The following is a 25,650-nucleotide window of genomic DNA, read 5'->3' on the forward strand; positions in this document are numbered from 1 at the left end:
GTTTCTCAAAATTACTCTAGTCCTTTAGTTTATGGATAGAGGTAGTTTTTGTCTATTTTTCGCCCTTGGCCGTCACCTCCAATGGGATTGAGGCGGAATTTTTCCCCACTGTGCCAATGGATATAAACAAATAAAAATGGTGTCAGTAGGGAAAAAGCTTACCCTCTAGGAATCCTGTAAAAAAATTAATTCAGCCGGTGTTACCGCTCCTTTTTCCGTGATGATAGCGGTGATTAAAGCGGCGGGAGTAACATCGAAAGCGGGGTTATAAAAGTTAACATCTCTAGGGCAAACGGTAGTTGTCCCCACCTGATAAATTTCGGCACGATCGCGCTGTTCGATCGGTATCCCCGTACCATCCTTAAGGGAAAAATCCACCGTCGATAGGGGGGCAGCCACATAAAAAGGCAGATTATGAGCTTTTGCCAGCACCGCGAGGGAATAGGTGCCGATTTTGTTAGCCGTGTCCCCATTGGCCGCAATGCGATCGGCCCCAACAATCACCGCATCGATCAGTTTTTGCTGCATACAGTGGGCCGCCATGCTATCGGTGATCACGGTGACGGGAATTCCCTCCCGCAGACATTCCCAAGCGGTTAATTTTGCCCCTTGCAACCTTGGCCGGGTTTCGTCTGCATACACTTGTATTAATCTTCCCGCCGTCCAAGCGGAACGAATTACCCCTAAAGCAGTACCATAACTGGCCGTGGCCAGGGAACCAGTGTTACAGTGGGTTAAAATTGTCAGTTTTTCTGGTTGATCTGGCAGCGCCAATAAACCATGATTACCGATCGCCCGACAGGTTTCCACGTCTTCTTTTTGGATATTGTGGGCAGTTTCCAGGAGATTTTTGCTAATTATTGCCACTTCTGAGCCACTTTCCCTGGCCACTTTTAACATTCGCTCGATCGCCCAGAATAAATTCACCGCCGTCGGCCGGGTTTGGGCTAATCGATCGGCTATTCTAGTTAAATCGGCCAGAAACTGCTCTTTCTGGTTGGTTTTAATTTCCTGCGCTCCTAAAACCATACCGTATGCAGCCGCTACCCCGATCGCTGGGGCGCCGCGGACAATCATCGTTTCGATCGCCCGGGCCATGGCTTCACTGCTGGTGATCTCAACTTCCCCATACTCCATGGGTAAACGGGTTTGATCGATCAGCCAGACTTTGTTATCTTGCCAACGCACGGGATAGATTGAGTTACTCTCGGCAGTGTTTGTGGTCATAATTAGTAATCTCCGTAATAGTTGAAAAATTGGTTTTTTTTAAGAGGTCTAGTCCCGTGCGCTCTAGTTACTTTAAGCGAGCGAGCTTGGATTCTGGTTATAGCTAGATTAGGGTTTAATCTTATACATCCCGAATTTTATCCTTTTTATTCTTGTCTAAGTTTTTGGACTCTTTCTATCTCTTTTCTGGTCGGTTGTAGAGTTTTTTTTGCGGGTGATTCTCAAGCGTTCGGCTATTCTTGCCACTGTGGCCACACTTAACACTATACCGGTTCTTTCTAGGAATAGTTTCGATAGTTCGGCTAGAGTTGCGTCATTATTTTCCTCAATCAAATCACCAAGGGCGATCATCTGTTCTGACGTAAGTTTTAAATGACGGCCACATCGATAAGTCTTCGGTCGAATATCTCCCGTTTCTCGAGATTGCTTCAAAAGCTTTTGTACGAAACTTAAGGTTACGCAGAATCTTTTCGCTAATTGTCTTTGAGAGATGGGTTCGTTATAATAACAGTCTAGGATTTTCTGACGGAACTCTACTGGATAGGATTTCATTTTTTGTACAATTTAGCTATCGATAACATTATACTCATTGAAGACATTATGCTGCTGGGTCGATTGTACCCAGTAATCAGTAGTTCAAAAGTCAATACAAGTGCTTTAGGGTAAGGGTTTGCTGATTTTTATGCAGGAAGTTCGGGAATCAATAAAAATAATCTCCTGTCTCCTGACGGCCGACAACTGATGTTTACTTTTCCTCTTGTCTTCTTGCTGCTAATTGGTCTAAAATTTCGGCGTGAACTTGGCGAGTAATTGGATAAAAATAGGCAAGAATTAAGCTAATGATCAGAAAAAATGCCGGTAAAGGCGCAATTGCTAGGCGAATTGCTATTAAAGCACTATCCGGCTGCAGGGGAATTGCTTCTCCTGGTATTCTTGGTTTAAAACCCGATGTTTCTAGAGCAATACCGACAAGAAATAACCCCAAAGCTAAACCAATTTTTTGCAAAAGTACCATGAAAGCATAAAAAATACCTTCTCGACGTTTTCCTGTTTCTAATTCGTCTAATTCAATCACATCAGGAACCATTGACCAAGGAATTAAATAGGCCACAGATACGCCAAATCCTGCCAAAACTGCCAAAGTATACATTAAAGTTATTTCTCCTGGTTGGAGCAAAAATAAACCGATTTGGGCAATAATCCAGAATGTCATCCCTAAAAAATAGACTATCTTTTTGTCTAATTTCTGACTAACTGCTTGCCAGAAAAATAACATCACTAAAGCTGTTCCCTGTACTGCTAAAGCGACTAAACCCGATTCTGCTTCCGATAGTCTCATGTAGCTGACAACGTAGTAAACCAAAATCGAGGCGGTTAATTGTACTCCCAACCAAGCACAAAGATAGATGCCAATAACGTATAAAAAGGGACGATTACCAAAAACTATTTTTAATTGTTCTTTCAGGGGAATAGTTTCGGTATTATTATCTGCTTCTCTCTGTTTAATTGCCGCACCATCCCTGAGATGATTTTCAGTTTTACCATAGTAAATATTTAACCCAGAAACTATCCCTTCTATTCCTAATAAAATTGTAGAAATAGCGATAAAATCTCTGGGATTAACCCCAATTTTTCCTACTCCATAGACAAAGGAAAGCGCACCGATAACTATAAAAGCAATTGCCAAAACTTTTTTCCGAGCGGGATTAAGAATCGCTTTTGCTCCTCGTTCTTGTAAAACTAAAGCGCACCAAATAACTGCTATAATCGACATTAAAGCACAAACTACACCTAACAATAAAAAAGCTTTATGGAGATCGTTGGCATAGGAGGATGAGACGAGAATATAGAGAATTAATGAGAGAATGCTACCCCCGATCGAAAAGGCAAAACGAAAACTATTTAAGCGGGTTCTCTCATTATAATCATGAGTTAATTCAGGGGTGAGAGCCTGGTAGGGAAGATTGACTACCGTGTAGGTTAAATTAAAAATAATGCCGATAAAAATATAATATAAAAATAACCATAATTGGTTATTAGTCGGGATTAACCACAGTAAAAAATAGCTAATTCCGAAGGGAATCGACCCCAATAACATCCATGGTAAGCGACGACCCCAGATAGTACGAGTTCGATCGCTCCACATCCCAATGATCGGATCGTTAATAGCGTCAAAAATTCTCACCACCATCAGCACACTACCGGCTAATCCTGCCGATAATCCTGCCACATCAGTCAGGAAAAATAGCAGGTAAAATACCGAGATATTGGCAGTGATAGCCGGTCCCAAATCACCAGCACCATAGGCGATCTTTGTGGTTAAATTGAGTCTTTCAGAAGTCAAGTGAGCCATAAAAGCAATTACAGAGATTAAGTAGGTAGGCACAATTATTTGTAGGATGGGTTAGCGGTAGCGTAACCCATGCGGGCGTTGGGTTTCATGCTTCAACCCAACCTACGTTCATTTTATATTTAATTCCACCACCGGGGAAAGAGAAATAGCTTTATCTTTGGCATCCGAGAAAATTCTGACTATTCTATCGCCTTGGTCAGCATTATGAGCTAAACTGGCTAATATCAGTTATTTTAGCTATCAGCATCCGAATTTCCCTGATTCTGGCAGTTACACGCAAGAAGAGCCACAAGATTGTTCTTTTTCGGACTGTTAGCGGTTAGGATCTATTACTTGGGAAACGATCGAAATAGATCAAGAAAGTGTGATAGTACAGATCAAAGATCGGGGAAAATTTTTTCGCCAAACCCAAAACTTTTTGACACTGACGTTCTATGATGCCTCATATATTCCTATTTTTAGAGATTTTTTCCCAAGAAGGTGGTATTCAATCCTATATTAAGGATGTTCTGCAAGCCTATCTCACTTTACCCGATTCTGAAGCGGCCGAGGTTTTTTTACTGCGGGATGCCCCTGATTGTCCTAATCCTTTTAAAAATCAAGGTATTACCTTTCATTACCTGAAAAATAACTCAGCAACTCTCGGACGCATCCAATTAGCCCTTAAGTTTTTAGTTTCTCTCCTCCAGAAACGTCCCCAACAGGTTTTTTGTGGTCATATAAATTTAGCCCCCCTCACCCGTCTTTACTGTCAAGCTTTAGACATACCCTACACCGTCCTCACCTACGGCAAAGAAGTCTGGGAACCTTTACCAAATTCCCAAAAACAGGCCCTGCAAGCGGCCGAATCGATCTGGACAATTAGCCGTTACAGTCGCGATCTTATGTGTAAGGCTAACGCTATCGATCCCAAAAAAGTAGCAATTCTCCCCTGTGTGGTGGATGAGGAAAAGTTTAATTTAGGTGAAAAGTCCTTGACATTAATCAAAAAATATGATATAGAAAATGCCAAAGTTTTATTAACAGTGGCCCGATTGTGGTCGGGGGATATCTATAAAGGGGTAGATGTTACCATTCGGGCCATGCCGACAATTCTAGAGACTTATCCCGAAGTAAAATATCTAGTCATCGGACGAGGGGACGACCTCCCAAGGTTAGAAGCTTTAACCAAGCAGTTAGGAGTGGATAAACAGGTAATTTTCGCCGGTTTTGTCCCGACGGAGGAATTAGCGGACCATTATCGTTTGGCCGATGCTTACGTTATGCCTTCCCGGGAAGGGTTCGGGATTGTTTACCTAGAAGCGATGGCCTGCGGTATTCCCGTGATTTCTGGAGATGAGGACGGTTCAGCAGAGCCGCTCCAGGATGGTTTGGTGGGGTGGCGCGTTCCCTATCGAGATGCCGAAAAGGTGGCTAAAGCTTGTTTAGAAATTTTGTCAGGTCAGGATCAACGTTGTCACCCGCAATGGTTGCGTCAACAAACTCTAACTAAATTCGGGAAAAAGACTTTACGAGCAAAATTAGAGCAGTTAATCTAAATCCCTATGCTCTATGTTAGTGCGGGTTTTGAGGCGCATCCCAGAGCTGCACGGGTAGGAGACCCGTTTTACATAGATTCTCTAATTTTATCTGTGGGCTAGGCTTCTAGCCCGTCCTTCCTGTCATTCAACCAGTTTACCTAAATTACACTAAATCCGGTTATTAAAAACTGCTGATTGTCGGTATTCCTGCAAATGTAAGATGCACCAGGTCAATTTATTGCGGGGGAACCTAGGAGCGAAGGTGATAATTTCGGTCAAAGAAATAAGTAGAGGTAGAACCTCGCTTATCTGCGTTGCCAGCTATAACCTTGCAACCAGTCAAAAATATTTATATAACCCATAACTATCTTAAACATAAAAATCAATAAAAAATGATGATTAAATACCCCTTGACGTCCCCCCCCTTTGTGATATTTTTTGCTGTGGGATATTGGCGCAAAACTAGCGTTAAATATGACCATAATTTTCTCCTATTACTGTCATCGAATCCATGAAAAAATTACTGACAATGTTAACCCCCTTGACTCTGATGGGGTTGGCCGGGGTTACTCCTGCTCAAGCGGCAATAGTAGCTGGTTGGAATCAATTTACCACTGATGGGGCATCTTACCCCAAAGCGGCGGATACGGTTGGCACGAATATAACCAGCACTGGGTTAAACACCGCCGGGATACGTCATTTATCCTCACAATTTGTAGGGTTCAATTTTGCTCTTGGCGGTTTTGGTACTGCTTCAGATGGCTCAACTGGCTCATGGAATACAGGTAGCACTGTTAATACCAACCAATACGTCGAATTTGCCGTACAACCCGGTGCAGGTTTTCAGGTCGATTTTACTAACTTACAACTCAATGCGAAGCATGATGACACGCAGCTAGATTTGGTCTTGCGCTCTAGTGTTGATGGGTTCACCAGTAATTTAGGGACAACAGTTAGCTTAACAACTGCCTCTAATACCTACAGCTTTGACCTAAGCAGTTTAGCACCCCAAACCGGACCGGTGCAGTTCCGTCTCTATGGACTGAATGCTGACTCCTCCACTGTCTTCTTCTTTGGTGAAAACTCCACTAATGTTGCCGGTGGTGGGTTTGTGGCTCTTAATGGGGATATCACTCCTACTCCAACGGTTTCAACCCCGGAACCTAGTGGTATAGTGAGTTTAATCGCTGTTGGTGCGTTGGGTGCTGCTTCTCTTCGTCGTCGGGGATAAATTATCCTTGGCAGGGGCAACTACAGAGGGTTTGCCCCGATATCTTGATATAATCGGGAGTGATAGGTCAATTATCTTTTCTGAATAGAGGAAATATGCAGATAAAAGACATGACTCCCCAAGAGTTACAAAGTTTAATCCGTAATACAGTAGATGATACTCTAGATGAATACTTTGGTGATCCGGATGAGGGAAAACAAGTTAAAGAATCTTTTAAAGAAAAGTTATTAGAAATCCAACAAAAAAGACTACAAGGAAGAGCGACTATTCCCGCAGCTGAGGTGGATAAAAGATATGGGATAGAACCTTAAATGAGCTATTCTGTTACTTTTGAACCAGAGTCGATAACTGATTTAGATTTGATCACAGATTTTAAGTAGCTGGTTATAATTAAATTAAAAATGGATTTTAGGTTCGATCCCCCCTGCCCCCCTTGATAAGGGGGGTGCCGATAGGCGGGGGGATCCCCCCTTGATAAGGGGGGTGCCGATAGGCGGGGGGATCTGAAAGTTTTTAATACCTACCTACTTATCAGACTGAGGATTCTTAATAAAATTAAATGGTTAGCCATCAACTTTGAACAGATAACCCCCCTTCCTCTTACGAGAGAATGGTCAGGGTTTTACAAATTAAGAGTAGGAGATTATCGGGTTATTTATGAATTTGATCGAGAGAGTAGGATAATTATTATTATTAGAGTAGGTCATAGAAGTGAAGTTTATGACTAAATACTTACTAAAATAATTGGGATCAGCAATAAGCTAATACCCATTTTAAACGCCTATCCTTAGAATAGCGAGATTATTTTCTAGTAAAAATTGCCAAAAATAGCCCAATTATTGACAAAATTATGGCAGCATAAATCGAGCGGTAGCCCTGATTAATTACGGCACGGCATATAATAAAAAACGGTCTCCCTAAACCAGTTGCTAAAATCGCCGCCATGGACAGTCAATTACTCGATAAACTCGGACAATTACAAAACCTCTTAAAAACCAGCGAAAAAGCGCTGATTGCCTATTCTGGGGGCGTGGATAGCACCCTAGTGGCAAAAGTGGCCTATGATTTGCTAGGGAGTCAAGCATTGGCAATTACGGCGGTTTCCCCCTCCCTACTGCCGGAAGAATTGGAAGAAGCGATCGCTCAGGCCGATTATATCGGTATTCGGCATGAATTGGTGGAAACCGAGGAAATGAATAACCCCAATTACACCAGTAATCCCGTTAATCGCTGTTATTTCTGCAAAAGTGAGCTACACGACACCCTTAAACCGCTCGCTCTCGCTCGTGGTTATTCCTACGTCATCGATGGCGTTAATGCTGATGATTTAAGGGATTATCGTCCCGGGATCCAAGCCGCTAGAGAACGCGGCGCTCGTTCACCTTTGGCGGAAATTGCTATCACAAAAAGCGAAGTTCGTCAACTATCTCGTTACTTAAATTTACCTTGGTGGGATAAACCGGCGCAACCCTGTTTAAGTTCCCGTTTTCCCTACGGGGAGGAAATTAGCCTGGAGAAATTGCAAAGAGTCGGACGGGCGGAGATTTATCTGCGAAAATTAGGTTATCGTCAATTACGGGTGCGATCGAGCGGCGATACGGCACGGATTGAATTACCGGCAGCAGAAATCCCCGACTTTATTAATCGGACAAATTTAAGCGAATTAGTCGCTGATCTGCAAAAATTAGGCTTTATCTATGTCACCCTCGATCTAGAAGGTTATCAAAGCGGCAAGCTTAATCGAGTCCTCTAGGAGGGAGGTGATGGGGGAGTGGGAATTATGAATTATGAATTATGAATTATGAATTGGGAAGTGCGGGGAATAAATCAAAATAATCTCCTGACTCCTGAATACTGGCTCCCGTCTCCTGTCTCCCGTCTCCTGATAACTGGTCACTGATAACTGATAACCGGTCACTCGATCGGATATATTAAAAAAGTGTTAAAAAGCTGGGGAGCAGACTGATGAACCTTTTTCTAGGGTCCCTAAGTCTTTACCCTTAAACCTCTAATTGCCAAGGCGAGGATAGATGAGTCAACTACAAAATGCCTTTACCCTATTCCTGAGCCTGTTGGTGGAAGCGATGCCTTTCTTGCTGCTAGGGGTGATTCTCTCTAGTATTCTTTTAATATTTGTCGATGAACGTCGCCTAGTTGCCTTGATGCCTCGCAATGCTGTTTTAGGAGCATTTGTGGGGGGATGTATTGGGTTTTTGTTCCCCGTCTGCGAGTGTGGCAATGTACCCGTGGCGCGACGTTTACTTGTGCAAGGAATGCCGAATGCAGTAGCGGTTAGTTTTCTCTTAGCAGCGCCGACAATTAACCCGATTGTTATCTGGTCCACTTGGGTAGCTTTTCGCGATCAACCGGAAATTGTTTTCTATCGAGTTATCTTTTCTTTGTTCATCGCTACGGTTATCGGTATTATCTTTAGTATCCAAAAAGATCCCCGACCGCTCCTCCAAACCTCTTTGGCAAAAAGCCTCAATTGGCAACCGGAAACACCGGAAAAAGAATCTATCCCACTACTACTACAATCCGGTTCTTTTCTGATCGGTAATTCTGGCAAAACTTTGCGCTTAGATGAAAGTTTTGCCGCTACTGCTGTCCTACCAGCAGTGCAAGCAATCCCGATGAAAAGGCGCTGGTTAACTTTTCTGGAAAACGTGGTGATGGAATTACGCGAATTAGGAGGAGTGTTAATCTTAGGAAGTGCTATAGCGGCCGGTTTACAGGTGTTTGTTCCCCGGGAATTTGTTCTTAATTTGGGTCAGGATCCGATTACTTCGATCTTGGCCATGATGCTGTTAGCGGTAATTGTTTCGATTTGTTCCACGGTTGATTCTTTTTTTGCTCTCTCCTTTGCCTCTAGTTTTACCAGTAGTTCCCTACTGGCTTTTCTAGTGTTCGGTCCAATGATTGACCTGAAAGGTATTGGTTTAATGTTGTCTATTTTTAAACCGAGAATGTTAATTTATCTCTTTGCTTTAGCAGCGCAAATGACTTTTTTACTCACCTTGGCTCACAGTTATTTATTTTAGGTCAGTACCTGGATAGTTTTTCCCATGAATTCATCACGTCTAAAAATAATCGTCCCGCAATTTATCGATATTATTGCCCTAATCGGTTGGGGTTCATTACTATTTAAATACTGGATAACTGGACAGTTAAATTTACTGATCCATCCTAATTATTTTTTTCTGGTTCTCATCACCAGTATTGCTTTATTTATTCTGGGAATAGTCAAGCTTTGGACATTATTAAAGCAGTGGCAAAAAAAGATTAATTTAGATAGTAACGATAATCGATCGCATATTACCATTCTTCCTAAACATTTTGGCTCAGGTTTATTAGTAATAACTGCCCTTTTAGGTCTATTTATCGCCCCGCAGCCCCTCAGTAGTCAAATCGCATTACAGAGGGGAATTAGTGAATCTTTACCCCTAACTCGCGTGCAAACTCAATCCTTTGGCACTACCGTTAAACCAGAGGAAAAAAGTTTAATTGAATGGGTAAGAACTTTGAATGCTTACCCCGAACCTGATGCCTACACGGGACAACCGGTAAAAGTCACAGGTTTTGTGGTACAATTACCCCAACTACCCGATAATTATTTATTAATTAGTCGCTTTATTCTTACCTGTTGTGCCGTGGATGCTTATCCCGTGGGTTTGCCAGTGAAACTATCAGGAAGTCGCAGTCAATATCCCAATGACACTTGGTTAGAAATCACTGGAGAAATGACCACGGAATCCTTACCCGTAGAGGTGGGAAAATCAACCACCAGAAGACAATTAGTAATTAAGGCTAAATCGGTGAAATCTATACCCACTCCTGTGGATCCCTACGGATATTAACAGTTAACTGTTATCAGTTGTTTCTAACCATCTACTATAATGATCAAGACCTTACAACTACAACCGATTGATAAATTAGCGATAACATTAATTGTATCCCTAACTTTAGTAATTGGTGGCTTAATTTGGTTGGGTAATAGCTGTGGTAATCAATGTCTTTTACAAACTGGTCCAAGAGTCAAGGAATTTAGCTGGGAAAATCGAGAAATTGGTGCGGAAGATCAAGCATTTATTATCACTTTTGATCGCCCCATGGATCATGCTAGTGTAGAAAAAAATCTAGTGATCGATCCTCCGCTGCCGGGGAAGTTTAGTTGGGCCGGAAGACGATTAGCTTATACTCTCACTTCTCCCATTCCCTACGGAGAAAAATACCATCTGCAAATTGAAGGTGCGCGGGAACAATTTCCCAGCGGTAATCGATTAGGACAAACCCTAGCAATCTTTGAAAGAGAATTTAAAAGTCGCGATCGAGCTTTTGCCTATATTGGCACTAATGGGGAAGAACAGGGAAGATTAATTTTTTATAACCTGACCGAGGAGAAAAAAACCCTCTTAACCCCCGCAGATTTGACCGTTATGGCTTTTGAATTTTACCCTGATGGTAAAAAAATTCTCTTTTCGGCCGTGGCGAAAAATCAGGGAGTACAGGGAATTCGTGAACTGCAGCTTTACCAAGTTGATAGCAGTCAATCCCCTGCAAAAATTGAGTTAGTGCTAGACAATAAAGATTATCAAAATAATCACTTTGATTTAGCTAAAGATGGGGAAACTATTGTCGTGCAGAGAATTGAGCGCCGCAATCCGATTAACTTCGATTTATGGGCAGTTAAATTGGGGGAAAACCCCCAACAATTAAACATCCAAGGCGGGGAATTTTTGATTGCACCTGATAGTAAAACTTTGGCTGTCACCCAGGGGGAAGGAATTGCGCTTTTGCCTTTAAAATCAGAAACAAAACCCCTAGATTTTTTACCAAAATTTGGGCGAATTTTGAATTTTTCTGCTGATGGTACGGCTGCGGCAATGGTGAATTTTAATACTGATAATGCCAAAATGCGTTATATTCGATCGCTTTTTTATGTCAATAATCAAGGATTACAAAAACGCTTACTCAATCTACAAGGTTCGATTATAGATTGTCAATTTAATGCCACTGGTAGTGATTTATATTGTTTGTTAACTGAGTTAGTTACTAACAGTCAAGAGTACAAAGAAAAACCCTATTTTGCTAAAATAGATGTGAAGACTGGTCAAGTGACTCCCCTACTGGAATTAGCCGATTATCGTGATATTCACATTAGTTTATCTCCCGATAGTTTAGCGATTATTTTTGATCAACTTCGCACCAGTTATGATACTAATCCGACTAATCCCTTGACTACTGACTCAGGAGAAACAATTATCAGTGGTCGTTTGTGGATGTTAATTCCTCCCCTACAAGATGGAGTGAAAGCAAGTAAATCTGATTTAATGGAATTACCTCTAGCGGGAATTCGTCCCCAGTGGATGCCATAGAATTACCATCATTAACTTAGGAATTATTTCGATGCTGTCAAACTCAGAAAAATTAGCCAAATTGCGTCAGTATTTTGCCAGTGGTTCCACTCGTTCTTATCAATTCCGTCGTCAGCAGTTAGAGAAGTTAAAACAGGCAATCATTAAATATGAAGCAGAGATATATCGAGCTTTATATAGTGATTTAAAGAAAAGTCCCGAAGATTGTTGGATTACTGAAAATGGCTTCCTTTTGGTGGAAATTAATACCGCTTTAAAAAATTTGCGCTCATGGATGCAACCCAAAACCGTTAAAACTAATCTTTTAAATTTTCCCTCCTCCAGTCAGATTATTCAGGAACCTTTAGGAGTGGTTTTAATTATTGCTGCTTGGAATTATCCCCTCCAATTGTTATTAGTGCCTTTAGTCGGTGCTATTGCTGCTGGTAACTGTGCGGTATTAAAACCGAGTGAATTTGCCTCAGCGACGGAAAAATTAGTAGTTAAAATAATTGAAGAAATATTCCCAGAAGAATATGTGTTAATTGTCTCGGGAGATGGTGCGGAAGTAATTCCGAATATGTTAGACAGTTTTACCTTTGATCATATATTTTTTACTGGCAGTACAAGGGTAGGAAAAATTATTTATCAACTAGCGGCAGCAAAGTTAATTCCCGTTACTCTAGAATTAGGGGGAAAAAGTCCCTGTGTTATCGAAGCTGATGCTAATATTTCCGTGGCAACCCGTCGCATTGCCGTGACAAAATTCTCTAATTGTGGTCAAATGTGTATCGCAGCTGATTATGTTTTGGTACATCAATCCCAGCAGGAGAATTTGATCAGAGAATTAGCTAATACTATTGTTAATTTTTTCGGTGAGAATGCCAGATTAAGTGCTGATTATGGTAAGATAATTAATGAGAAACAATTTGATCGCTTGATTGACTTGCTCCAAGATGGTGAGATTGTTTTTGGAGGCAAAACCGATCGAGAAAATTTATATATTCAACCAACTTTATTAACTAATGTTTCCCTCGATGCTCCTATTATGCAAGGAGAAATATTCGGTCCAATTTTACCGATCATTGCCTTTAGCACTTTTGAGGAAGCTTTAGCAATTATTGCTAAAAACCCTAACCCTCTAGCTTTTTATCTGTTTACTACCAAGACAAAAACCGAAAAGAAATGGTTAGAATCAGTCCAGTTTGGGGGAGGTTGTATTAACAACAATAGTTTTCATTTTACTAATCCTAGTTTACCCTTTGGTGGTCGGGGAAATAGCGGTATTGGTAGCTATCATGGTCGTTTTTCCTTTGAGAATTTTAGTCACCAAAAAGCGATTATGAAAACACCTCTTTGGTTCAATCCCGCTTTAAAATATCCGCCTTTTAAGGGTAAATTAGGCTTATTTAAGTTATTAGTTCGGTGAAAAGCTATAGTTTAGGTTAAGGCTTTTAAGAGAGCTTGAAATTTAAGCTGAATTTCTGCTAGTTCTTTTTCCGGATCGGAACCGGCAACAATACCCGCACCGGCGTATAATCGCGCTCGATCGCCTTTAATTAAGGCCGAACGAATACCAACAATAAACTCACTATTATTTTGACAATCGATCCAACCCAAAGGAGCGGCATAAAGAGAGCGATCAAAGGTTTCATAATGACGAATTTGTGCTAAAGCGATCTCGGTGGGAACCCCAGCAACAGCAGGAGTGGGGTGTAGTTGGGCAACAATTTCGAGGGGATGGATGGAGGGTTTTAGTTTGGCATGGATAGGAGTCCAGAGATGTTGAATATTGGAGAGTTTTAACAATCTAGAAGGAGAATTTTGCGGATTTAAGCCAATTTGTCGCAGTTTTTGGTTAATAAACTCACTAACGGCCCGATGTTCCCGTTGTTCTTTTTCACTAGCGAGGAGTTTATTGGCAAAGAGAGCATCTTCGATCGCATTTTCTCCCCGGGGAGCGGATCCCGCTAAAGCATCGGTGATTAATTGCCCCTGATGGACAGTTAACAAGCGTTCGGGACTAGCGCCGATAAAATGATCTCCCCGTCCATTGCCGAGGGAAAAAGTGTAGCAATCGGGATGACGCTGACGCAAATTATCGAGACAGTTTACCAGATGAAAAGGACGGGGAGAAATCACGTCAAGAGCGTGAGCAAGGACAATTTTGCTCAAATTTTGAGCCTGGATAGATTGGAGTGCATCGGCAACAGCCGCTTGAAAATTATAGGTAGGATGAATATAGTAACTACAGGAATCCTGGTGGGGATTTTGTCGGCAATTGCTCGAGTTATTTTGGATAATTTTGAGGTTATTAATAGTTTCTTCGAGGGAGTTTTCTATTTCTTTTTCGCTGGTGATTAGGAGATTGGTCAGGAAAAAATATTCCGACTGTTTTTTGATAATTTGAAACTTAGGCAGGGTTAGGGTAGCTGAGGGAAAGGGGGTAGCTATTTCCGAGTCGAAAAAAGTGAAACTACAAAAGATGCGGGGAGTAATCTCGCTATAGTTATCAATTTTGATAATTCTTTGTTGACAGTTTTCAATAAATTTTTGAGCTTTTAAAAAACGTTGTTTACCGTGGAAAGTGGCAGTAAAGGCGATTCCGTAGCCGAGAAAAGCGGTTTCTTGTTCGGGATTTTCCCAATAACAATGGGTGGGATAGCTAGGGGCAATCCGAGAGAGAATTTCTAGGGGATCAAGGGGGGAAATTTTTTGACAAAAACTAACGATCGACGGATTTCCCTTTTCTGCGGCTAACAGTTGCGGGTTGAGGATAAAGTCATAGAGGCCGCGAAGATCAGCAATCGGACTATCAGGATAGGAAAGGCGAGGAACGGCAGAAGTCATGTCAAGTTTTTTGTATTTTTTGCAAAAAAACCATGATTAATGGTATGTAATCCCCACAGATGTGGCCAGAGTCAAGGCTCTCTTTTTAACTATGATATCGGAGAAAGGGTCTTTAGGCAGAAAAGGAGCGAGATATTTGTGACGATTAACCGCGTTGGAGACAAATGAAGGCTTAAAATCTCCAGAGATGGCTATTATTTAAATGGGCAAAAAAATTAATTTAATAACTGCTACTTTACAAGTTTGTGGAAATTGCCGCCACGGGACAAGTGGGGATACATTGTTCACAAACCACACAACGGGAACGCAAAAACTTAAGACGAAAACTTTCCGGATCAAGGGTTAAAGCTTCCGTGGGACAAACTCCCGTACATAAGCCACAATCGACGCATTTTTCTTCATCAATGACGATTTCGCGACTAACTTGGGAAACGCCAATATTTTGTAATTGTAACCATTTGATCGCCGCTTCTAACTCATCGATATCTCCCGATAATTCTAATACTAATGTTCCCACTTGATTGGGGGCAACTTGGGCGCGGATAATATTAGCGGCGACGTTAAAATCCTTCGCCAGTCGATAGGTAACGGGCATATGGACGGCTTTTTTGGGAAAAGTGAGAGTAACTCGTTTTTTCATGAGGATAGGATAGGATAGGAATAATTTTTGAGAGACTATCCATGACAGCCACCACACCCACCAATAAAATCAGAAATCTGCTGCTGGCAGTAACGGCAGTTATCCTTAGTGTAGCGATTTTCTTCGGGTTTCAAACCACCGCTAGTTCTGTATCTTTGGAAGCGCAAGCGGAAAAAGCGACACCTTTCGATCTTGCCCTCAGTAATGGTAAACCCACCCTAACAGAATTTTATGCTAATTGGTGTACCAGTTGTCAGGCGATGGCCGCTGAAATTGCCGAAATTAAAAAACAATACGGTAATGCCATTAATTTTGTCATGCTCAACGTTGATAATAATAAATGGTTGCCGGAAATTCTCCGTTATCGTGTGGATGGTATTCCCCATTTTGTCTTTTTAAATAATCAAGGACAACCAGTTGCCCAAGCGATCGGAGAACAGCCAAAATCAATTTTAACTGCTAATTTAGAGGCACTTTTAACTAATTCTACCCTACCCTATGCCACCACTACGGGACAGACTTCTGATTTTAATGTCCTTGTGGGTGCTAGTCAAACCGATCCTCGCAGTCACGGCAGTCAAGTTAAGCAGTAATCAGTAATCAGTTATCAGTTATCAGTGGAAAGCTTAGGGCTGAAAGCTATCATTCAAAAGTTAACTATCAATATAGCGCTTTTCACGTTACTGAGGTATCGACAAGTTTTGCCAACAAAGGGTTTAAGTCCCTTGCCCATGCCTCATTCTGATGAAAGCTGCTATAAGTACATTTCATTGACTGAATTTTTTAACTATGGCGATTATTGTTCAACATTTGACCACAGGTAACGAATATATATTCCTAGGAGTTAGTGGGGGTGAAAGTAAGAATATTTTACCCACTAAAATGTTAGGAGATTTCTTCGCAACTGAGACTCCAGATAAATCTCGATCGCTGACGGTTTGTGACGATCAAGGACGGATTCTTTGGTTTCCCGTCACAGAAATGATCGTGGTGGAGGTAGATGGTCAAAAACCCGAAGAATTATTACCAGAAATTATCCCCCCCGAACCAATACCTTTACAATTAGATAAAGAGAATCAACCTCAGTCCCCAGAAAATCAAGGAAACATCGATGAATTTGCCGAAGATGACGATTGGATCTAAAATTAAATACCTAATTTTAGCGGGAATAATTGCCCTATTTACCATTGGCTTTAATTCCCTCTATTCTGTTTCTCAAAACTCGATCGCTTCCTTCCCCGTTGCCGAAGTTAAACCCCAATATCTTAACGATTGGACACTGGAATTAGAGGCAGAATTTCAACAAAGGGCTAAGGAAGTTATTAACCATTTTGCTCAGGCAGAAAGTTATGGCAATTTGTGGGGAGAAAACGAGAAAAGATCCTATCCTATGGCCATGTTTGATTTCTTGGCAGGAAACCAGCAAAAAGCCCTAGATTTCCTGCAACAGGATGACCCACAAACACAAGAACAAGCCCACACTGATTATATAGATTATTATTTTTCTTTTACCCTGAAAGGACAAATTAGAAAATATTTTCTTCTCGGAAAGTATCTCGATCCAGTTTATCGTCAGAGAATGTATAATGCGGCGAAAATTTGGACAGAAACCGACCCTTTACAACGGCCCCACCCTGTCCACGGTACCGGCCAAGGAACGGGTAATGATTGGAGTATAACAAGACGGGGTTTATGGGTAGATAGTCGCAATACTGATAACCTGCGGGCGATGCGCGAAACATCAGTTTATCTGATGGCCGAAGAAACCGGAAATGAAGCAACTCGTCAAATTTATAAAAGTAAAATTAAGCGTTACGTTTCAGCTTTATATAACATCGGGATGGGAGAATGGGATTCAGAAGTTTATCACGGTCACACCTTTGCTCCCTATCTCAATCTCTACGATTTTGCTCAAGATACGGAAGTTAAACAATGGGCAAAAATGACCTTAGATTGGTTATCCATGGCCGCTAGTGTTAAATATTATCGCGGCGGTTGGGGTGGCCCTGTAAAACGTGATTATGGTGGTAGTAATGGGGTAATGCGATCGGATTCTGCCCGAACTTTTTGGTTATACTTTGGTGATACCCCCGTCGCTAATAATCGCCCGGAATTAGACTCTCTTTATCTAATTACCAGTGGTTATCGTCCTCCTTTGGCAGTGATGGAATTAGCCCGAAAAAACTTTAATAAACCGGTAGAAATTCTCGCCAGTAAACCCCTGTATGAACACTGGAAACCGGGCAATAATCAAAGTCCGGGTTATTGGGAAACTCAATTTATTGGGGCTAGTTATCAAATGGGTAGTCTGGCGGGAACTTTCCCTGATGGCGATGTGGCCCCGTTTAAATTAATGGCCTTTAATCAACACAAAGGTGTGGATTTTTTTGTGGCTAACACCGGCAAAAATGGCGTAAAACCGGGCAAAAATCCCGGGGATGAAATCGGACAATATCGCAATCTTTTAATCTGGTTACGACCAGCAGATCAAGCTTTTTTCTGGCAATTACCGAAAACTGCCAAGGTAGAAAAAGATAATAATATCTGGTTTATTCAATTAGAAAAAACTTGGTTAGCCCTGAGATTAATAAATCTTTCTTCTCCTGAAATGATCGAGATTCCTAATTCCCCTTATCCCGATGATAATACTTACCAAGCTTTACCCACAGGTAACAATTATGCGGGTTTTGCTCTGGAAGTGGGGGAAGCGGCAACCCAGGGTAGTTATGAGAATTTCAAGAGCATATTTAAGCAAAAAAGTCAAGTAAATTTAACTCAAATTAACCAAGGCAGCCTCTTATTTAAAGGCAGTCAGGGACAGAGTTTACAATTTACCTATAATCAAGTCAATTTACTGCCGATGTTAATTCGTAACGGTCAAAAGCACGATTGGTCAAAAAATTTCGCCCTTTATAACAGTTTAAGTCGAGATAACTCTCCCGTTTCTTTGGGATGGAAAGAGGGCAAATTAACCGTCAAAGCAGGGAAATATCAATTTTCTAATGCTTTGATTCTGTCTTCTCCTTAAGTTAGATATTCTGGACTATTTATGAGGATTGCTGGATAAATCTAAAAACCTTTTTGGCTAATACTTTTAGACTTTTTGTCAATCAAAAAGTACCAGTTCTGGGAGTGATCGGGGGAAAATTAAGGTACTTTTTCTCTGAAAATTAGGTAATTGATCAGATGAGAATCTGTAAAAACCTACACCCCACACCCCACACCCTGTCCCCACGAAAAACTTTTTCAGCAGACCCTGTTTATGAGGATTGATCAGACCATTTGCGCTTGATTTAAGAATTCTTGCAATTCTTCTCCTTCGATTACTTCGGTGGTCAAAAGATTAGCAGTAATGGACTCTAATAAATTGCGGTTGTGACTGAGAATTGCTAGGGCTTTTTGGTAACTAGCGTCGATAATTTGTTTAACTTCTTCATCGATCGCTTTGGCCGTATTTTCCCCGATCGAACGGCGGGGACTACCCTGATTATTACCTAAAAAATTAGCCTGTCCTGTTTTATCGTAGGCTAGGGGTCCCAGGGATTTACTCATACCATACATTGTCACCATTCTTTCAGCAATATCCGTCGCCCTTTGTAAATCATCGGAAGCGCCATTAGTGACACTGCCAAAGATTAATTCTTCGGCTGCCCGACCGCCCAATAACATAGTAATTTGTTCTTTAAATTCGGTTTCTGTCATCAAAAAACGGTCTTCCGTGGGAATTTTCAGGGTATAACCCAAAGCGGATAAACCCCGGGGAACGATAGAAATTTTCTCGACGCAACCCCCCCCCGGCATGACAGCACCAACTAAAGCATGGCCAACTTCGTGATAAGCGACGATTTTCTTTTCTTTTTCCGATAAAACCCGACTTTTCTTTTCTAAACCAGCGATAACTCTTTCTATCGCCTCTTTAAAATCAATTTGACTGACTTTTTCCCGATTATTGCGGGCAGCCAAGAGAGCGGCCTCATTGACGAGGTTGGCTAAATCGGCACCGGCAAAACCAGGGGTTTGGGTGGCGATCGCTTTGAGGTTAACATCTTCACCCATCTGGACTCGTTGGGCGTATATTTCCAAAATTGCCAATCTTCCCGCTAAATCGGGACGATCCACCAAAACTTGGCGATCAAAGCGCCCCGGACGCAATAAAGCGGCATCAAGAGTCTCTGGGCGATTGGTGGCGGCTAAAACGATGACAACGGCCTCTTTGGGGCTAAAACCGTCCATTTCCGTCAAAAGTTGGTTTAAAGTCTGCTCGCGCTCATCATTGCTGCCGCTAGTTCCCGATCCCGAACTTCTCGATTTACCGATCGCGTCCAATTCATCAATAAAAATGATGCTAGGGGCATTTTTCTTCGCTTGGGCAAATAGATCCCGTACCCGGGCTGCCCCGGTCCCGACAAATAATTCCACGAATTCCGAGGCCGAAATGCTAAAAAAAGTCACTCCTGCTTCCCCCGCGACCGCTTTTGCTAAGAGAGTTTTTCCCGTCCCCGGCGGTCCGACTAAGAGAACACCCTTAGGAATACGCGCCCCAATTTTATTAAAGCGCTCGGCATCCTTGAGAAATTCGACAATTTCCTTTAACTCGGTTTTTGCTTCCTCGGCCCCGGCCACATCACTGAAGGTAATCGGATATTTTTCGTCGTCTCCGTAAACTTTAGCGAGATTTTTATTAAAAAGCAGCGATTTACGCGTGTCATCGTTGCGATAGAACAGAAACTGCATGGCGGCGACTAAAATTAAGGGAGGAACCACCCAAGCGAGGAGAGTGCTGATCCAACTGTTTTCGGCTACGGGAATCGCCTCGAAGATTACGCCTTTTTGCTGTAATAGTTGGGGTAATTGGGGGTTATAAACTGGAATCGTGGACAAGACTCGTCCGGAGACTAGATTACTGCTTGGTTTGCTGGCCAGAGAACTAGAATCACTGTGAAAGGGATTACTTGATTCTGGGGGATTAACGGGGGGATTACCCGGAATAGCCAGGGATTCTAAAGGATTTTTTAATTGATAAAAGATGACTTGATTGCCAATTCTGACCCTACTGATGTCGCCCCGTTCCACTTTATTGATAAATTCGCTGTAGGGTTCGAGGGGAATATTGGATAATTCTGAGGGACGAGGGATAAGAAAATAGCCTAAAGCGGCAACACCAGAACAAATGATCAGGATTTTGCCTAACAGAGGCAAACCCGACCAGGAAAATTGATTATCTTCTTGATTAGTCATAATTTTTAGGGTGGGTGAGAGTGAAAATGCAAAGTTCATACTAACAATTCCCTATCTCGATCGCCTTACCGATGGGATAGGATAGAGGATGGAATACTTGGTAGCGAGCGAGCGACAAACGAGAGAAATCCCATGAATTTAGTTAGCTTAGAGAACTTTCTCGATAACACTTCTTTTTTAGTCCTGTTTTTAACCATGCTGGTTTATTGGGCTGGGGCAGCCTTTCCTAGCATACCTTTGTTGCCGGGCCTGGGCAGCACGGGAGTGGCCATCGCTAACCTCTGTATCGCCGCTTTATTGGGAGCGCGTTGGTTAGAAGCGGGTTATTTCCCCATTAGCAATCTTTACGAATCTTTATTCTTTCTCGCTTGGGGTGTAACTGCGGTTCATTTAATTGCTGAGTACACTAGCCGCAGTCGCCTGGTGGGGGTGGTGACGACTCCTGTAGCCATGGGGATTACCGCTTTTGCCACTTTGTCTTTACCAGGAGAAATGCAAACTTCGGCACCCTTGGTTCCGGCTTTAAAATCGAATTGGTTGATGATGCACGTTAGCGTCATGATGTTAAGTTATGCTGCTTTGATGGTGGGTTCCCTGATGGCGATCGCTTTTCTGATCGTTACTAGAGGTCAAAATATCGAGTTAAAAGGCAGTTCCGTGGGTACGGGAGCCTATCGTCTGCAAAATAAGTTATCTACCACTCTTTCGGCTCCAATTTTCGTGGAAACGGCTAACGGTGGCACAACCGCCCTTTTAACTCCCACCTTAACAGCGATGGCGACTCTTTCGCCCCAACGTCTTAGCTTGGCGGAAACCCTCGATAATATCAGTTATCGGGTCATTGGTCTCGGTTTCCCCCTTCTCACCATCGGTATCATCGCCGGGGCGGTTTGGGCCAATGAAGCTTGGGGTTCCTATTGGAGTTGGGATCCAAAAGAAACTTGGGCGCTAATCACTTGGTTAGTTTTTGCTGCTTATCTCCATGCCCGCATTACCCGGGGATGGCAGGGAAGAAAACCGGCTATTCTAGCAGCCAGCGGTTTTGTTGTGGTTTGGGTATGTTATTTAGGGGTGAATCTTTTAGGTAAAGGTCTTCATTCCTACGGTTGGTTTTTCTAAATCAGTTATAGGGGGGCAAACCTGCCCCTCCTGACTTGAAAGAGGGTGTAGGAATTATAAATTATGAATTATGAATTATGAATTATGAATTGGGGTGTGGGGTGTGGGGAGTTTTCTCAGTGAACTGATAACTGATAACTGATAACTGATAACTGATAACTGTCTCCTAACCCCACCAAGAAACTTTTTCAGTAAACCATAAATAATTACAACTTTTCAAAAATTATAAAAAATGATCGAGCAGAAAACTACTATTAAAAATCTGGCTTTAATTGCCGGTGTGCATGGCAATGAACTAACTCCCGCTTATTTGGTTAAATACCTGCAAAACTCAGCTAATCTCCTGGCCCGCATCAGTTTTCAATCCCACAGTCTCATCGCCAATCCCTTGGCCCTAAAGCAACGGGTTAGATATGTCGATACGGATTTAAATCGTTGTTTTAACCGAGCAGATTTAGCCAATCCTAATTATCGGCAACACGAGCAACTAATAGCGAAATATATCTATCAACAAATCCAAGAAAAATCCATTGATTTATTAATAGATATTCACAGCACCACATCTAACATGATGCTGGCGATTATTTATTCTAACCCCCATCCTTGGCTATTAAAACTCTTTACCTATCTGACTAAAATTAATCCTGAGGTGCGCTTAATTTATCATCCCGTCAGCGAGGAAGAAAATCATTTTCTTAAAGGAATTTGTCCCCTAGCTTTTACCCTAGAAATCGGTCCAATTAACCATGGTGTCATCTGTCCCTATCTTTTTCGTCAAACCGAAACACTCATCTATCAAATCCTAGACTATATCGAACAGGAAAATTATCTCGCTGCCCATCTCGATACTTTCGGCGAATCCCTAACAGTTTACCAACGTTTAGGCTCGATCGATTATCCTCGGGATGAACAGGGTGAAATTAAAGCCATGTTACATCCTCAGATTCTCCAACGAGATTATCAGGCAATTCAACCCAATCAACCGATTTTTCTAGGATTTGATGGTCAGGAAATTATCTATCGTGGGGAATCTACATTATATCCTATCTTTGTTGGAGAATCTTCCTATAAAGAAAAAGGAATCGCCCTTTGTTGGACAGCAAAAAAACAAATCGATATTAATTAGTACCTCCACAGCAGTTTTCCTGACAAAAAACAGGTCTAAATAAGGGAAAAGCCAACATGACCTTTACTTCTGATTCTCTTTTAGCTGAACGTTACCAACTGCAACAACGCCTAGGCAATACCGCTATCGGTCGTCAAACCTGGTTAGCTACTGATCTATTATCCCAAGAATCGGTAATTATTAAACTCCTCGCTTTTAGTCCCCAGATGGAGTGGGAAGAATTAAAATTATTTGAACGGGAGGCAGCCGTCTTAGCTTCTCTCCATCATCCCCGTATTCCCCGCTATCGCGATTATTTTTCCCTCGATAAAAATCAAGGTGACGGGATTCCTTGGTTTGTGCTTGTACAAGATTATATACCGGGAGAATCTCTAAGCGATCGCTTAGAAAGGGGGCAACGTTTCACCGCTACGGTAATTCGAACTATTGCCCAAGAAGTTCTCGAAATTCTCATCTATTTGCAGGAATTATCGCCCCCAGTATTACATCGAGATATTAAACCTAGTAATTTAATTATTAACTCGGAAAATAACGTTTATTTAGTAGATTTTGGCGCAGTCCAGTCCCGCGGTGCAGTAACAGGAGTTACTTTTACCGTGGTGGGGACGAGTGGTTATGCACCCCTAGAACAATTTTGGGGCCGGGCGGTTCCCAGTTCTGATTTATATGCCTTGGGCATGACTTTAATTCATTTATTGACGGGAATTGTCCCGATAGAATTGCCCCACCGCGACTCTAAAATTCAATTTCGCCAACTGGTGACAATCGATGATGATTTAATCGATTGGTTAGAAACTATGACCGATGTAGCGGTAGAAAAGCGGTTTAAAAGTGCCAGAGAAGCCCTGAAATTTCTCCAACATCCCTACTATCGCCAAGCCTCAAGTTTAATCGATCCTAAGAAATTACCAAAACCTCCCCACAGTTCCATCCGTATCGCTAAACATAAGGATAATTTAGAGATTAATTTACCCCCAAAAATTAAGCTACCTTCCGATGCGCCTACTCTCTGGTCTTTGGCGATTTTCCTTACTATCACTGTCTTTATCTCCCCAATTATTACCTTTATTATAGCTCTGATTGGTTTTATTTTTTTGCGGGAGATGCAGTTAATTCTTACCCCTCAAGAAGTTTTAATTAAATATAAACTCTTCAATTTTATCTACCAAAAATTTGCTTTCAAAACTCAAGACTTATGGGGTATTTTTCTTCATAGCAATGGTACAGAAGCTAACTATCAGATTCGTCTGCGGACGGCTAAAAATTATTATCTTATCGGTCAGAATCTCCGCGAGGATGAATGTCTCTGGTTAGGACAGGAAATCCAAGATTGGTTAAATTTTATTAAATACAGTGTTTCTCATCAAGAGGAAGTGTAACCTGACACGGTATTATCTCCTGACTTGAAAGAGGGTGTAGGGTGTGGGGTGTGGGGTGTAGGGAAGGAAACCTCTTTCATCTGTGGGGGTGAAAATTTTTTCATCGGGACTGACTCCCCAAAAGGAGAACTTTGTACCTCACCATTAAGATAAATGAAAATCAATTCAAGAAATCTTGGGAATTAGTCGGTAGGCATTTTCCCTTTTTTAACCTTAATCTTGCAGAGATTACCCTATCTTGATAGAATAATAACTGATTTACATTTTCTTGGATACAGGACGGCAATTATTAAATCGGATTAGGAATTACAAAAAATCAGCCATGAAATGTTAGTTATTAGTGGAGAATAAAAATGATATCTGAAATTTACCAAAAAGTCAGCTTGTTAGTTTTGTATCAAGGGGTTTTTGATAATGCTATTGGCCAGGCATTTATTACCCTATTATCTACGGATAATATCGCCGATTTTCTAAAAGCCTATGGTCAATGGTTTCAAGCTTTAGCATCTAAAAATATTAGTTGGAATGATTTTCTAGTCGAACAAATTTTATTAGATGACAATCCCTTTAGTCAACAGGTACAGAAAAAAAGTGTTTGGGAGTTACCCGAATCTTTAATTAATGGCGTGAAACAGGATTTATCTATCCTCCAATCTCTCTATAATTCTAGCATTTATAGCCTCAGCAATTCGACAATTTTTGAACGAATTAAATTTCTCAGTTTCCCCGCTTGGGAAGTGGACAATAAATTAGAAAGTTTTCTACATTCTGGTTTAGATTGGACGGAATTAGTCGAAGATCTAGCCGATTATTATCGCGAATGTGGTACAGGAATTTTTGCCCGTTATCAAGCTTTAAGGTGGCAAGAAGGCAGATTACAAGGGATTACTCATCCCGATCCCGTGCAGATTCAAGAAATAGTCGGTTATGAAATGTCCAAGGAAACCTTGATTAAAAACACTGATTTTTTATTAGCAGGTTATCCCGCTTTAAATGTCTTACTCTATGGCAGCCGTGGTTCGGGAAAATCTTCTCTAGTCAAGGGATTATTGCAAAAATATCATAGTCAGGGATTGCGCTTAATTGAAGTGGCAAAATCGCAATTAAAAGACCTACCATTAATTATTGAAATCCTGCGAGATTTACCACAGAAATTTATTATCTTTGTCGATGATTTATCCTTTGAAGAAGACGATGAAGCTTTTAAAGCTTTAAAGGTTGTTTTAGAGGGAAGCATCACCGCTAGACCGAAAAATGTCGTAGTTTATGCCACTTCTAATCGCCGACATTTAGTCAGAGAATTTTTCGCCGATCGACCACAACCAAAAGATGGGGATGAAGTGCATAATTGGGACACAGTACAAGAAAAATTATCCTTTAGTGATCGCTTTGGTTTAACCCTAACTTTTGAACCCGCTAATCAAGAAAAGTATTTGAAAATAGTGCGTCATTTAGCAAGTTTAGCTAAATTAGAAATTAGCCTAGAAGACCTAGAATTTCATGCCAAACAATGGGCAACCCAACATAATGGGCGATCGGGAAGAACTGCTAGACAATTTATTGATTTTCTACAGGGGGAATTAGGATTAAACAGGTAGCATTAATTGTGTTAT

Annotated in this window: 23 protein-coding genes and 1 pseudogene; 16 read left to right on the forward strand and 8 right to left on the reverse strand. The window is 41.6% G+C overall.

Translation table 11 applies throughout. The features are described from left to right. Positions 1–165: 165 nt before the first annotated feature. The 3 genes from mtnA to LW728_RS06160 all read right to left on the reverse strand — a co-directional run bounded on the left by mtnA (position 166) and on the right by LW728_RS06160 (position 3,580). A complete protein-coding gene (mtnA, locus tag LW728_RS06150; protein WP_287765724.1) occupies positions 166–1,227 on the reverse strand; it encodes an S-methyl-5-thioribose-1-phosphate isomerase in 1,062 nt (353 codons plus the stop codon). A gap of 156 nt (positions 1,228–1,383) precedes the next feature. After that, the gene (locus LW728_RS06155) at positions 1,384–1,779 is read right to left on the reverse strand and encodes a helix-turn-helix domain-containing protein (RefSeq protein WP_004163831.1); all 396 of its coding nucleotides are present in this window, start codon (positions 1,777–1,779) and stop codon (positions 1,384–1,386) included. Positions 1,780–1,972: 193 nt separating this feature from the next. Beyond that, positions 1,973–3,580: an MFS transporter gene (locus LW728_RS06160; protein WP_287765772.1), complete on the reverse strand. Its 1,608-nt coding sequence runs from the start codon at positions 3,578–3,580 to the stop codon at positions 1,973–1,975. A gap of 434 nt (positions 3,581–4,014) precedes the next feature. Here LW728_RS06160 and LW728_RS06165 point away from each other — a divergent pair, with 434 nt between their 5' ends. Next, entirely contained in the window at positions 4,015–5,118 is a 1,104-nt protein-coding gene (locus tag LW728_RS06165) for a glycosyltransferase family 4 protein (protein ID WP_004163826.1), read from the forward strand. 287 nt (positions 5,119–5,405) lie between these two features. Here LW728_RS06165 and LW728_RS06170 read toward each other — a convergent pair whose 3' ends face one another. Next, positions 5,406–5,582, reverse strand: a complete 177-nt coding sequence (locus tag LW728_RS06170; RefSeq protein ID WP_287765728.1) for a hypothetical protein — start codon at positions 5,580–5,582, stop codon at positions 5,406–5,408. A 29-nt stretch (positions 5,583–5,611) separates the two neighbouring features. On the opposite strand from LW728_RS06170, the gene LW728_RS06175 reads away from it, so the two are divergent. From LW728_RS06175 to LW728_RS06210, 8 genes are all read left to right on the forward strand, one after another. After that, positions 5,612–6,331 (forward strand): PEP-CTERM sorting domain-containing protein, encoded by a 720-nt coding sequence (locus tag LW728_RS06175; protein ID WP_287765729.1) that lies wholly within the window; start codon positions 5,612–5,614, stop codon positions 6,329–6,331. A 95-nt stretch (positions 6,332–6,426) separates the two neighbouring features. Further along, positions 6,427–6,642, forward strand: coding sequence for a hypothetical protein (locus LW728_RS06180; protein WP_002760368.1), 216 nt, complete (start codon positions 6,427–6,429; stop codon positions 6,640–6,642). A gap of 192 nt (positions 6,643–6,834) precedes the next feature. Beyond that, the gene (locus LW728_RS06185) at positions 6,835–7,059 is read left to right on the forward strand and encodes a type II toxin-antitoxin system RelE family toxin (RefSeq protein WP_353845702.1); all 225 of its coding nucleotides are present in this window, start codon (positions 6,835–6,837) and stop codon (positions 7,057–7,059) included. Between the two features lie 215 nt (positions 7,060–7,274). Beyond that, a complete protein-coding gene (larE, locus tag LW728_RS06190) occupies positions 7,275–8,084 on the forward strand; it encodes an ATP-dependent sacrificial sulfur transferase LarE (RefSeq protein WP_043997874.1) in 810 nt (269 codons plus the stop codon). Between the two features lie 277 nt (positions 8,085–8,361). After that, the gene (locus LW728_RS06195) at positions 8,362–9,372 is read left to right on the forward strand and encodes a permease (RefSeq protein ID WP_002780568.1); all 1,011 of its coding nucleotides are present in this window, start codon (positions 8,362–8,364) and stop codon (positions 9,370–9,372) included. A 24-nt stretch (positions 9,373–9,396) separates the two neighbouring features. Beyond that, complete coding sequence (locus LW728_RS06200) at positions 9,397–10,188, forward strand: TIGR03943 family putative permease subunit (RefSeq protein WP_287765732.1); 792 nt, start codon at positions 9,397–9,399, stop codon at positions 10,186–10,188. A gap of 39 nt (positions 10,189–10,227) precedes the next feature. Next, complete coding sequence (locus LW728_RS06205) at positions 10,228–11,706, forward strand: hypothetical protein (RefSeq protein WP_287765734.1); 1,479 nt, start codon at positions 10,228–10,230, stop codon at positions 11,704–11,706. Positions 11,707–11,737: 31 nt separating this feature from the next. Beyond that, positions 11,738–13,114 (forward strand): aldehyde dehydrogenase, encoded by a 1,377-nt coding sequence (locus LW728_RS06210; protein ID WP_287669911.1) that lies wholly within the window; start codon positions 11,738–11,740, stop codon positions 13,112–13,114. Between the two features lie 11 nt (positions 13,115–13,125). On the opposite strand, the gene LW728_RS06215 is transcribed toward LW728_RS06210, so the two are convergent. Both LW728_RS06215 and LW728_RS06220 read right to left on the reverse strand, forming a co-directional pair. After that, positions 13,126–14,535 (reverse strand): isochorismate synthase, encoded by a 1,410-nt coding sequence (locus tag LW728_RS06215; RefSeq protein WP_287669909.1) that lies wholly within the window; start codon positions 14,533–14,535, stop codon positions 13,126–13,128. A 235-nt stretch (positions 14,536–14,770) separates the two neighbouring features. Continuing rightward, the gene (locus LW728_RS06220; RefSeq protein ID WP_287669907.1) at positions 14,771–15,175 is read right to left on the reverse strand and encodes an NIL domain-containing protein; all 405 of its coding nucleotides are present in this window, start codon (positions 15,173–15,175) and stop codon (positions 14,771–14,773) included. Between the two features lie 41 nt (positions 15,176–15,216). On the opposite strand from LW728_RS06220, the gene LW728_RS06225 reads away from it, so the two are divergent. The 3 genes from LW728_RS06225 (at position 15,217) to LW728_RS06235 (ending at position 18,203) form a co-directional block, all read left to right on the forward strand. Then, positions 15,217–15,768 carry a thioredoxin family protein gene (locus LW728_RS06225; RefSeq protein WP_004163817.1) on the forward strand — a complete coding sequence of 184 codons (552 nt, stop codon included), beginning with the start codon at positions 15,217–15,219 and terminating at the stop codon, positions 15,766–15,768. A 196-nt stretch (positions 15,769–15,964) separates the two neighbouring features. Beyond that, positions 15,965–16,318 (forward strand): hypothetical protein, encoded by a 354-nt coding sequence (locus LW728_RS06230; RefSeq protein ID WP_004163816.1) that lies wholly within the window; start codon positions 15,965–15,967, stop codon positions 16,316–16,318. Then, a complete protein-coding gene (locus LW728_RS06235; RefSeq protein ID WP_287765736.1) occupies positions 16,287–18,203 on the forward strand; it encodes a hypothetical protein in 1,917 nt (638 codons plus the stop codon). The genes LW728_RS06230 and LW728_RS06235 overlap by 32 nt, the downstream gene beginning before the upstream one ends. A gap of 41 nt (positions 18,204–18,244) precedes the next feature. Here LW728_RS06235 and LW728_RS23350 read toward each other — a convergent pair. Then, positions 18,245–18,428: pseudogene (locus LW728_RS23350) on the reverse strand (hypothetical protein). A gap of 20 nt (positions 18,429–18,448) precedes the next feature. Then, complete coding sequence (ftsH, locus tag LW728_RS06240) at positions 18,449–20,413, reverse strand: ATP-dependent zinc metalloprotease FtsH (RefSeq protein ID WP_287765739.1); 1,965 nt, start codon at positions 20,411–20,413, stop codon at positions 18,449–18,451. 132 nt (positions 20,414–20,545) lie between these two features. Between ftsH and ccsB the strand changes: the two genes are divergently transcribed. The 4 genes from ccsB to LW728_RS06260 all read left to right on the forward strand — a co-directional run bounded on the left by ccsB (position 20,546) and on the right by LW728_RS06260 (position 25,635). Beyond that, positions 20,546–21,532: a c-type cytochrome biogenesis protein CcsB gene (ccsB, locus tag LW728_RS06245; RefSeq protein WP_004163813.1), complete on the forward strand. Its 987-nt coding sequence runs from the start codon at positions 20,546–20,548 to the stop codon at positions 21,530–21,532. A 232-nt stretch (positions 21,533–21,764) separates the two neighbouring features. Then, positions 21,765–22,658, forward strand: coding sequence for an aspartoacylase (locus tag LW728_RS06250; RefSeq protein ID WP_287765741.1), 894 nt, complete (start codon positions 21,765–21,767; stop codon positions 22,656–22,658). 56 nt (positions 22,659–22,714) lie between these two features. After that, a complete protein-coding gene (locus LW728_RS06255) occupies positions 22,715–24,037 on the forward strand; it encodes a serine/threonine protein kinase (RefSeq protein ID WP_004163811.1) in 1,323 nt (440 codons plus the stop codon). Positions 24,038–24,390: 353 nt separating this feature from the next. Continuing rightward, positions 24,391–25,635, forward strand: a complete 1,245-nt coding sequence (locus LW728_RS06260; protein ID WP_287765744.1) for an ATP-binding protein — start codon at positions 24,391–24,393, stop codon at positions 25,633–25,635. The last annotated feature ends 15 nt before the right edge of the window (positions 25,636–25,650 follow it).

This window comes from Microcystis sp. 49638_E5, assembly GCF_021300285.1.
GTDB classification, from domain to species: domain Bacteria; phylum Cyanobacteriota; class Cyanobacteriia; order Cyanobacteriales; family Microcystaceae; genus Microcystis; species Microcystis aeruginosa_C.

Coding starts and splice junctions, on each gene's coding strand:
- mtnA (WP_287765724.1), bottom strand. CDS start 1,227: ATGACCACAAACACTGCCGAGAGTAACTCAATCTATCCCGTGCGTTGG.
- LW728_RS06155 (WP_004163831.1), bottom strand. CDS start 1,779: ATGAAATCCTATCCAGTAGAGTTCCGTCAGAAAATCCTAGACTGTTAT.
- LW728_RS06160 (WP_287765772.1), bottom strand. CDS start 3,580: ATGGCTCACTTGACTTCTGAAAGACTCAATTTAACCACAAAGATCGCC.
- LW728_RS06165 (WP_004163826.1), top strand. CDS start 4,015: ATGATGCCTCATATATTCCTATTTTTAGAGATTTTTTCCCAAGAAGGT.
- LW728_RS06170 (WP_287765728.1), bottom strand. CDS start 5,582: ATGGTCATATTTAACGCTAGTTTTGCGCCAATATCCCACAGCAAAAAA.
- LW728_RS06175 (WP_287765729.1), top strand. CDS start 5,612: ATGAAAAAATTACTGACAATGTTAACCCCCTTGACTCTGATGGGGTTG.
- LW728_RS06180 (WP_002760368.1), top strand. CDS start 6,427: ATGCAGATAAAAGACATGACTCCCCAAGAGTTACAAAGTTTAATCCGT.
- larE (WP_043997874.1), top strand. CDS start 7,275: ATGGACAGTCAATTACTCGATAAACTCGGACAATTACAAAACCTCTTA.
- LW728_RS06195 (WP_002780568.1), top strand. CDS start 8,362: ATGAGTCAACTACAAAATGCCTTTACCCTATTCCTGAGCCTGTTGGTG.
- LW728_RS06200 (WP_287765732.1), top strand. CDS start 9,397: ATGAATTCATCACGTCTAAAAATAATCGTCCCGCAATTTATCGATATT.
- LW728_RS06205 (WP_287765734.1), top strand. CDS start 10,228: ATGATCAAGACCTTACAACTACAACCGATTGATAAATTAGCGATAACA.
- LW728_RS06210 (WP_287669911.1), top strand. CDS start 11,738: ATGCTGTCAAACTCAGAAAAATTAGCCAAATTGCGTCAGTATTTTGCC.
- LW728_RS06215 (WP_287669909.1), bottom strand. CDS start 14,535: ATGACTTCTGCCGTTCCTCGCCTTTCCTATCCTGATAGTCCGATTGCT.
- LW728_RS06220 (WP_287669907.1), bottom strand. CDS start 15,175: ATGAAAAAACGAGTTACTCTCACTTTTCCCAAAAAAGCCGTCCATATG.
- LW728_RS06225 (WP_004163817.1), top strand. CDS start 15,217: ATGACAGCCACCACACCCACCAATAAAATCAGAAATCTGCTGCTGGCA.
- LW728_RS06230 (WP_004163816.1), top strand. CDS start 15,965: ATGGCGATTATTGTTCAACATTTGACCACAGGTAACGAATATATATTC.
- LW728_RS06235 (WP_287765736.1), top strand. CDS start 16,287: ATGAATTTGCCGAAGATGACGATTGGATCTAAAATTAAATACCTAATT.
- ftsH (WP_287765739.1), bottom strand. CDS start 20,413: ATGACTAATCAAGAAGATAATCAATTTTCCTGGTCGGGTTTGCCTCTG.
- ccsB (WP_004163813.1), top strand. CDS start 20,546: ATGAATTTAGTTAGCTTAGAGAACTTTCTCGATAACACTTCTTTTTTA.
- LW728_RS06250 (WP_287765741.1), top strand. CDS start 21,765: ATGATCGAGCAGAAAACTACTATTAAAAATCTGGCTTTAATTGCCGGT.
- LW728_RS06255 (WP_004163811.1), top strand. CDS start 22,715: ATGACCTTTACTTCTGATTCTCTTTTAGCTGAACGTTACCAACTGCAA.
- LW728_RS06260 (WP_287765744.1), top strand. CDS start 24,391: ATGATATCTGAAATTTACCAAAAAGTCAGCTTGTTAGTTTTGTATCAA.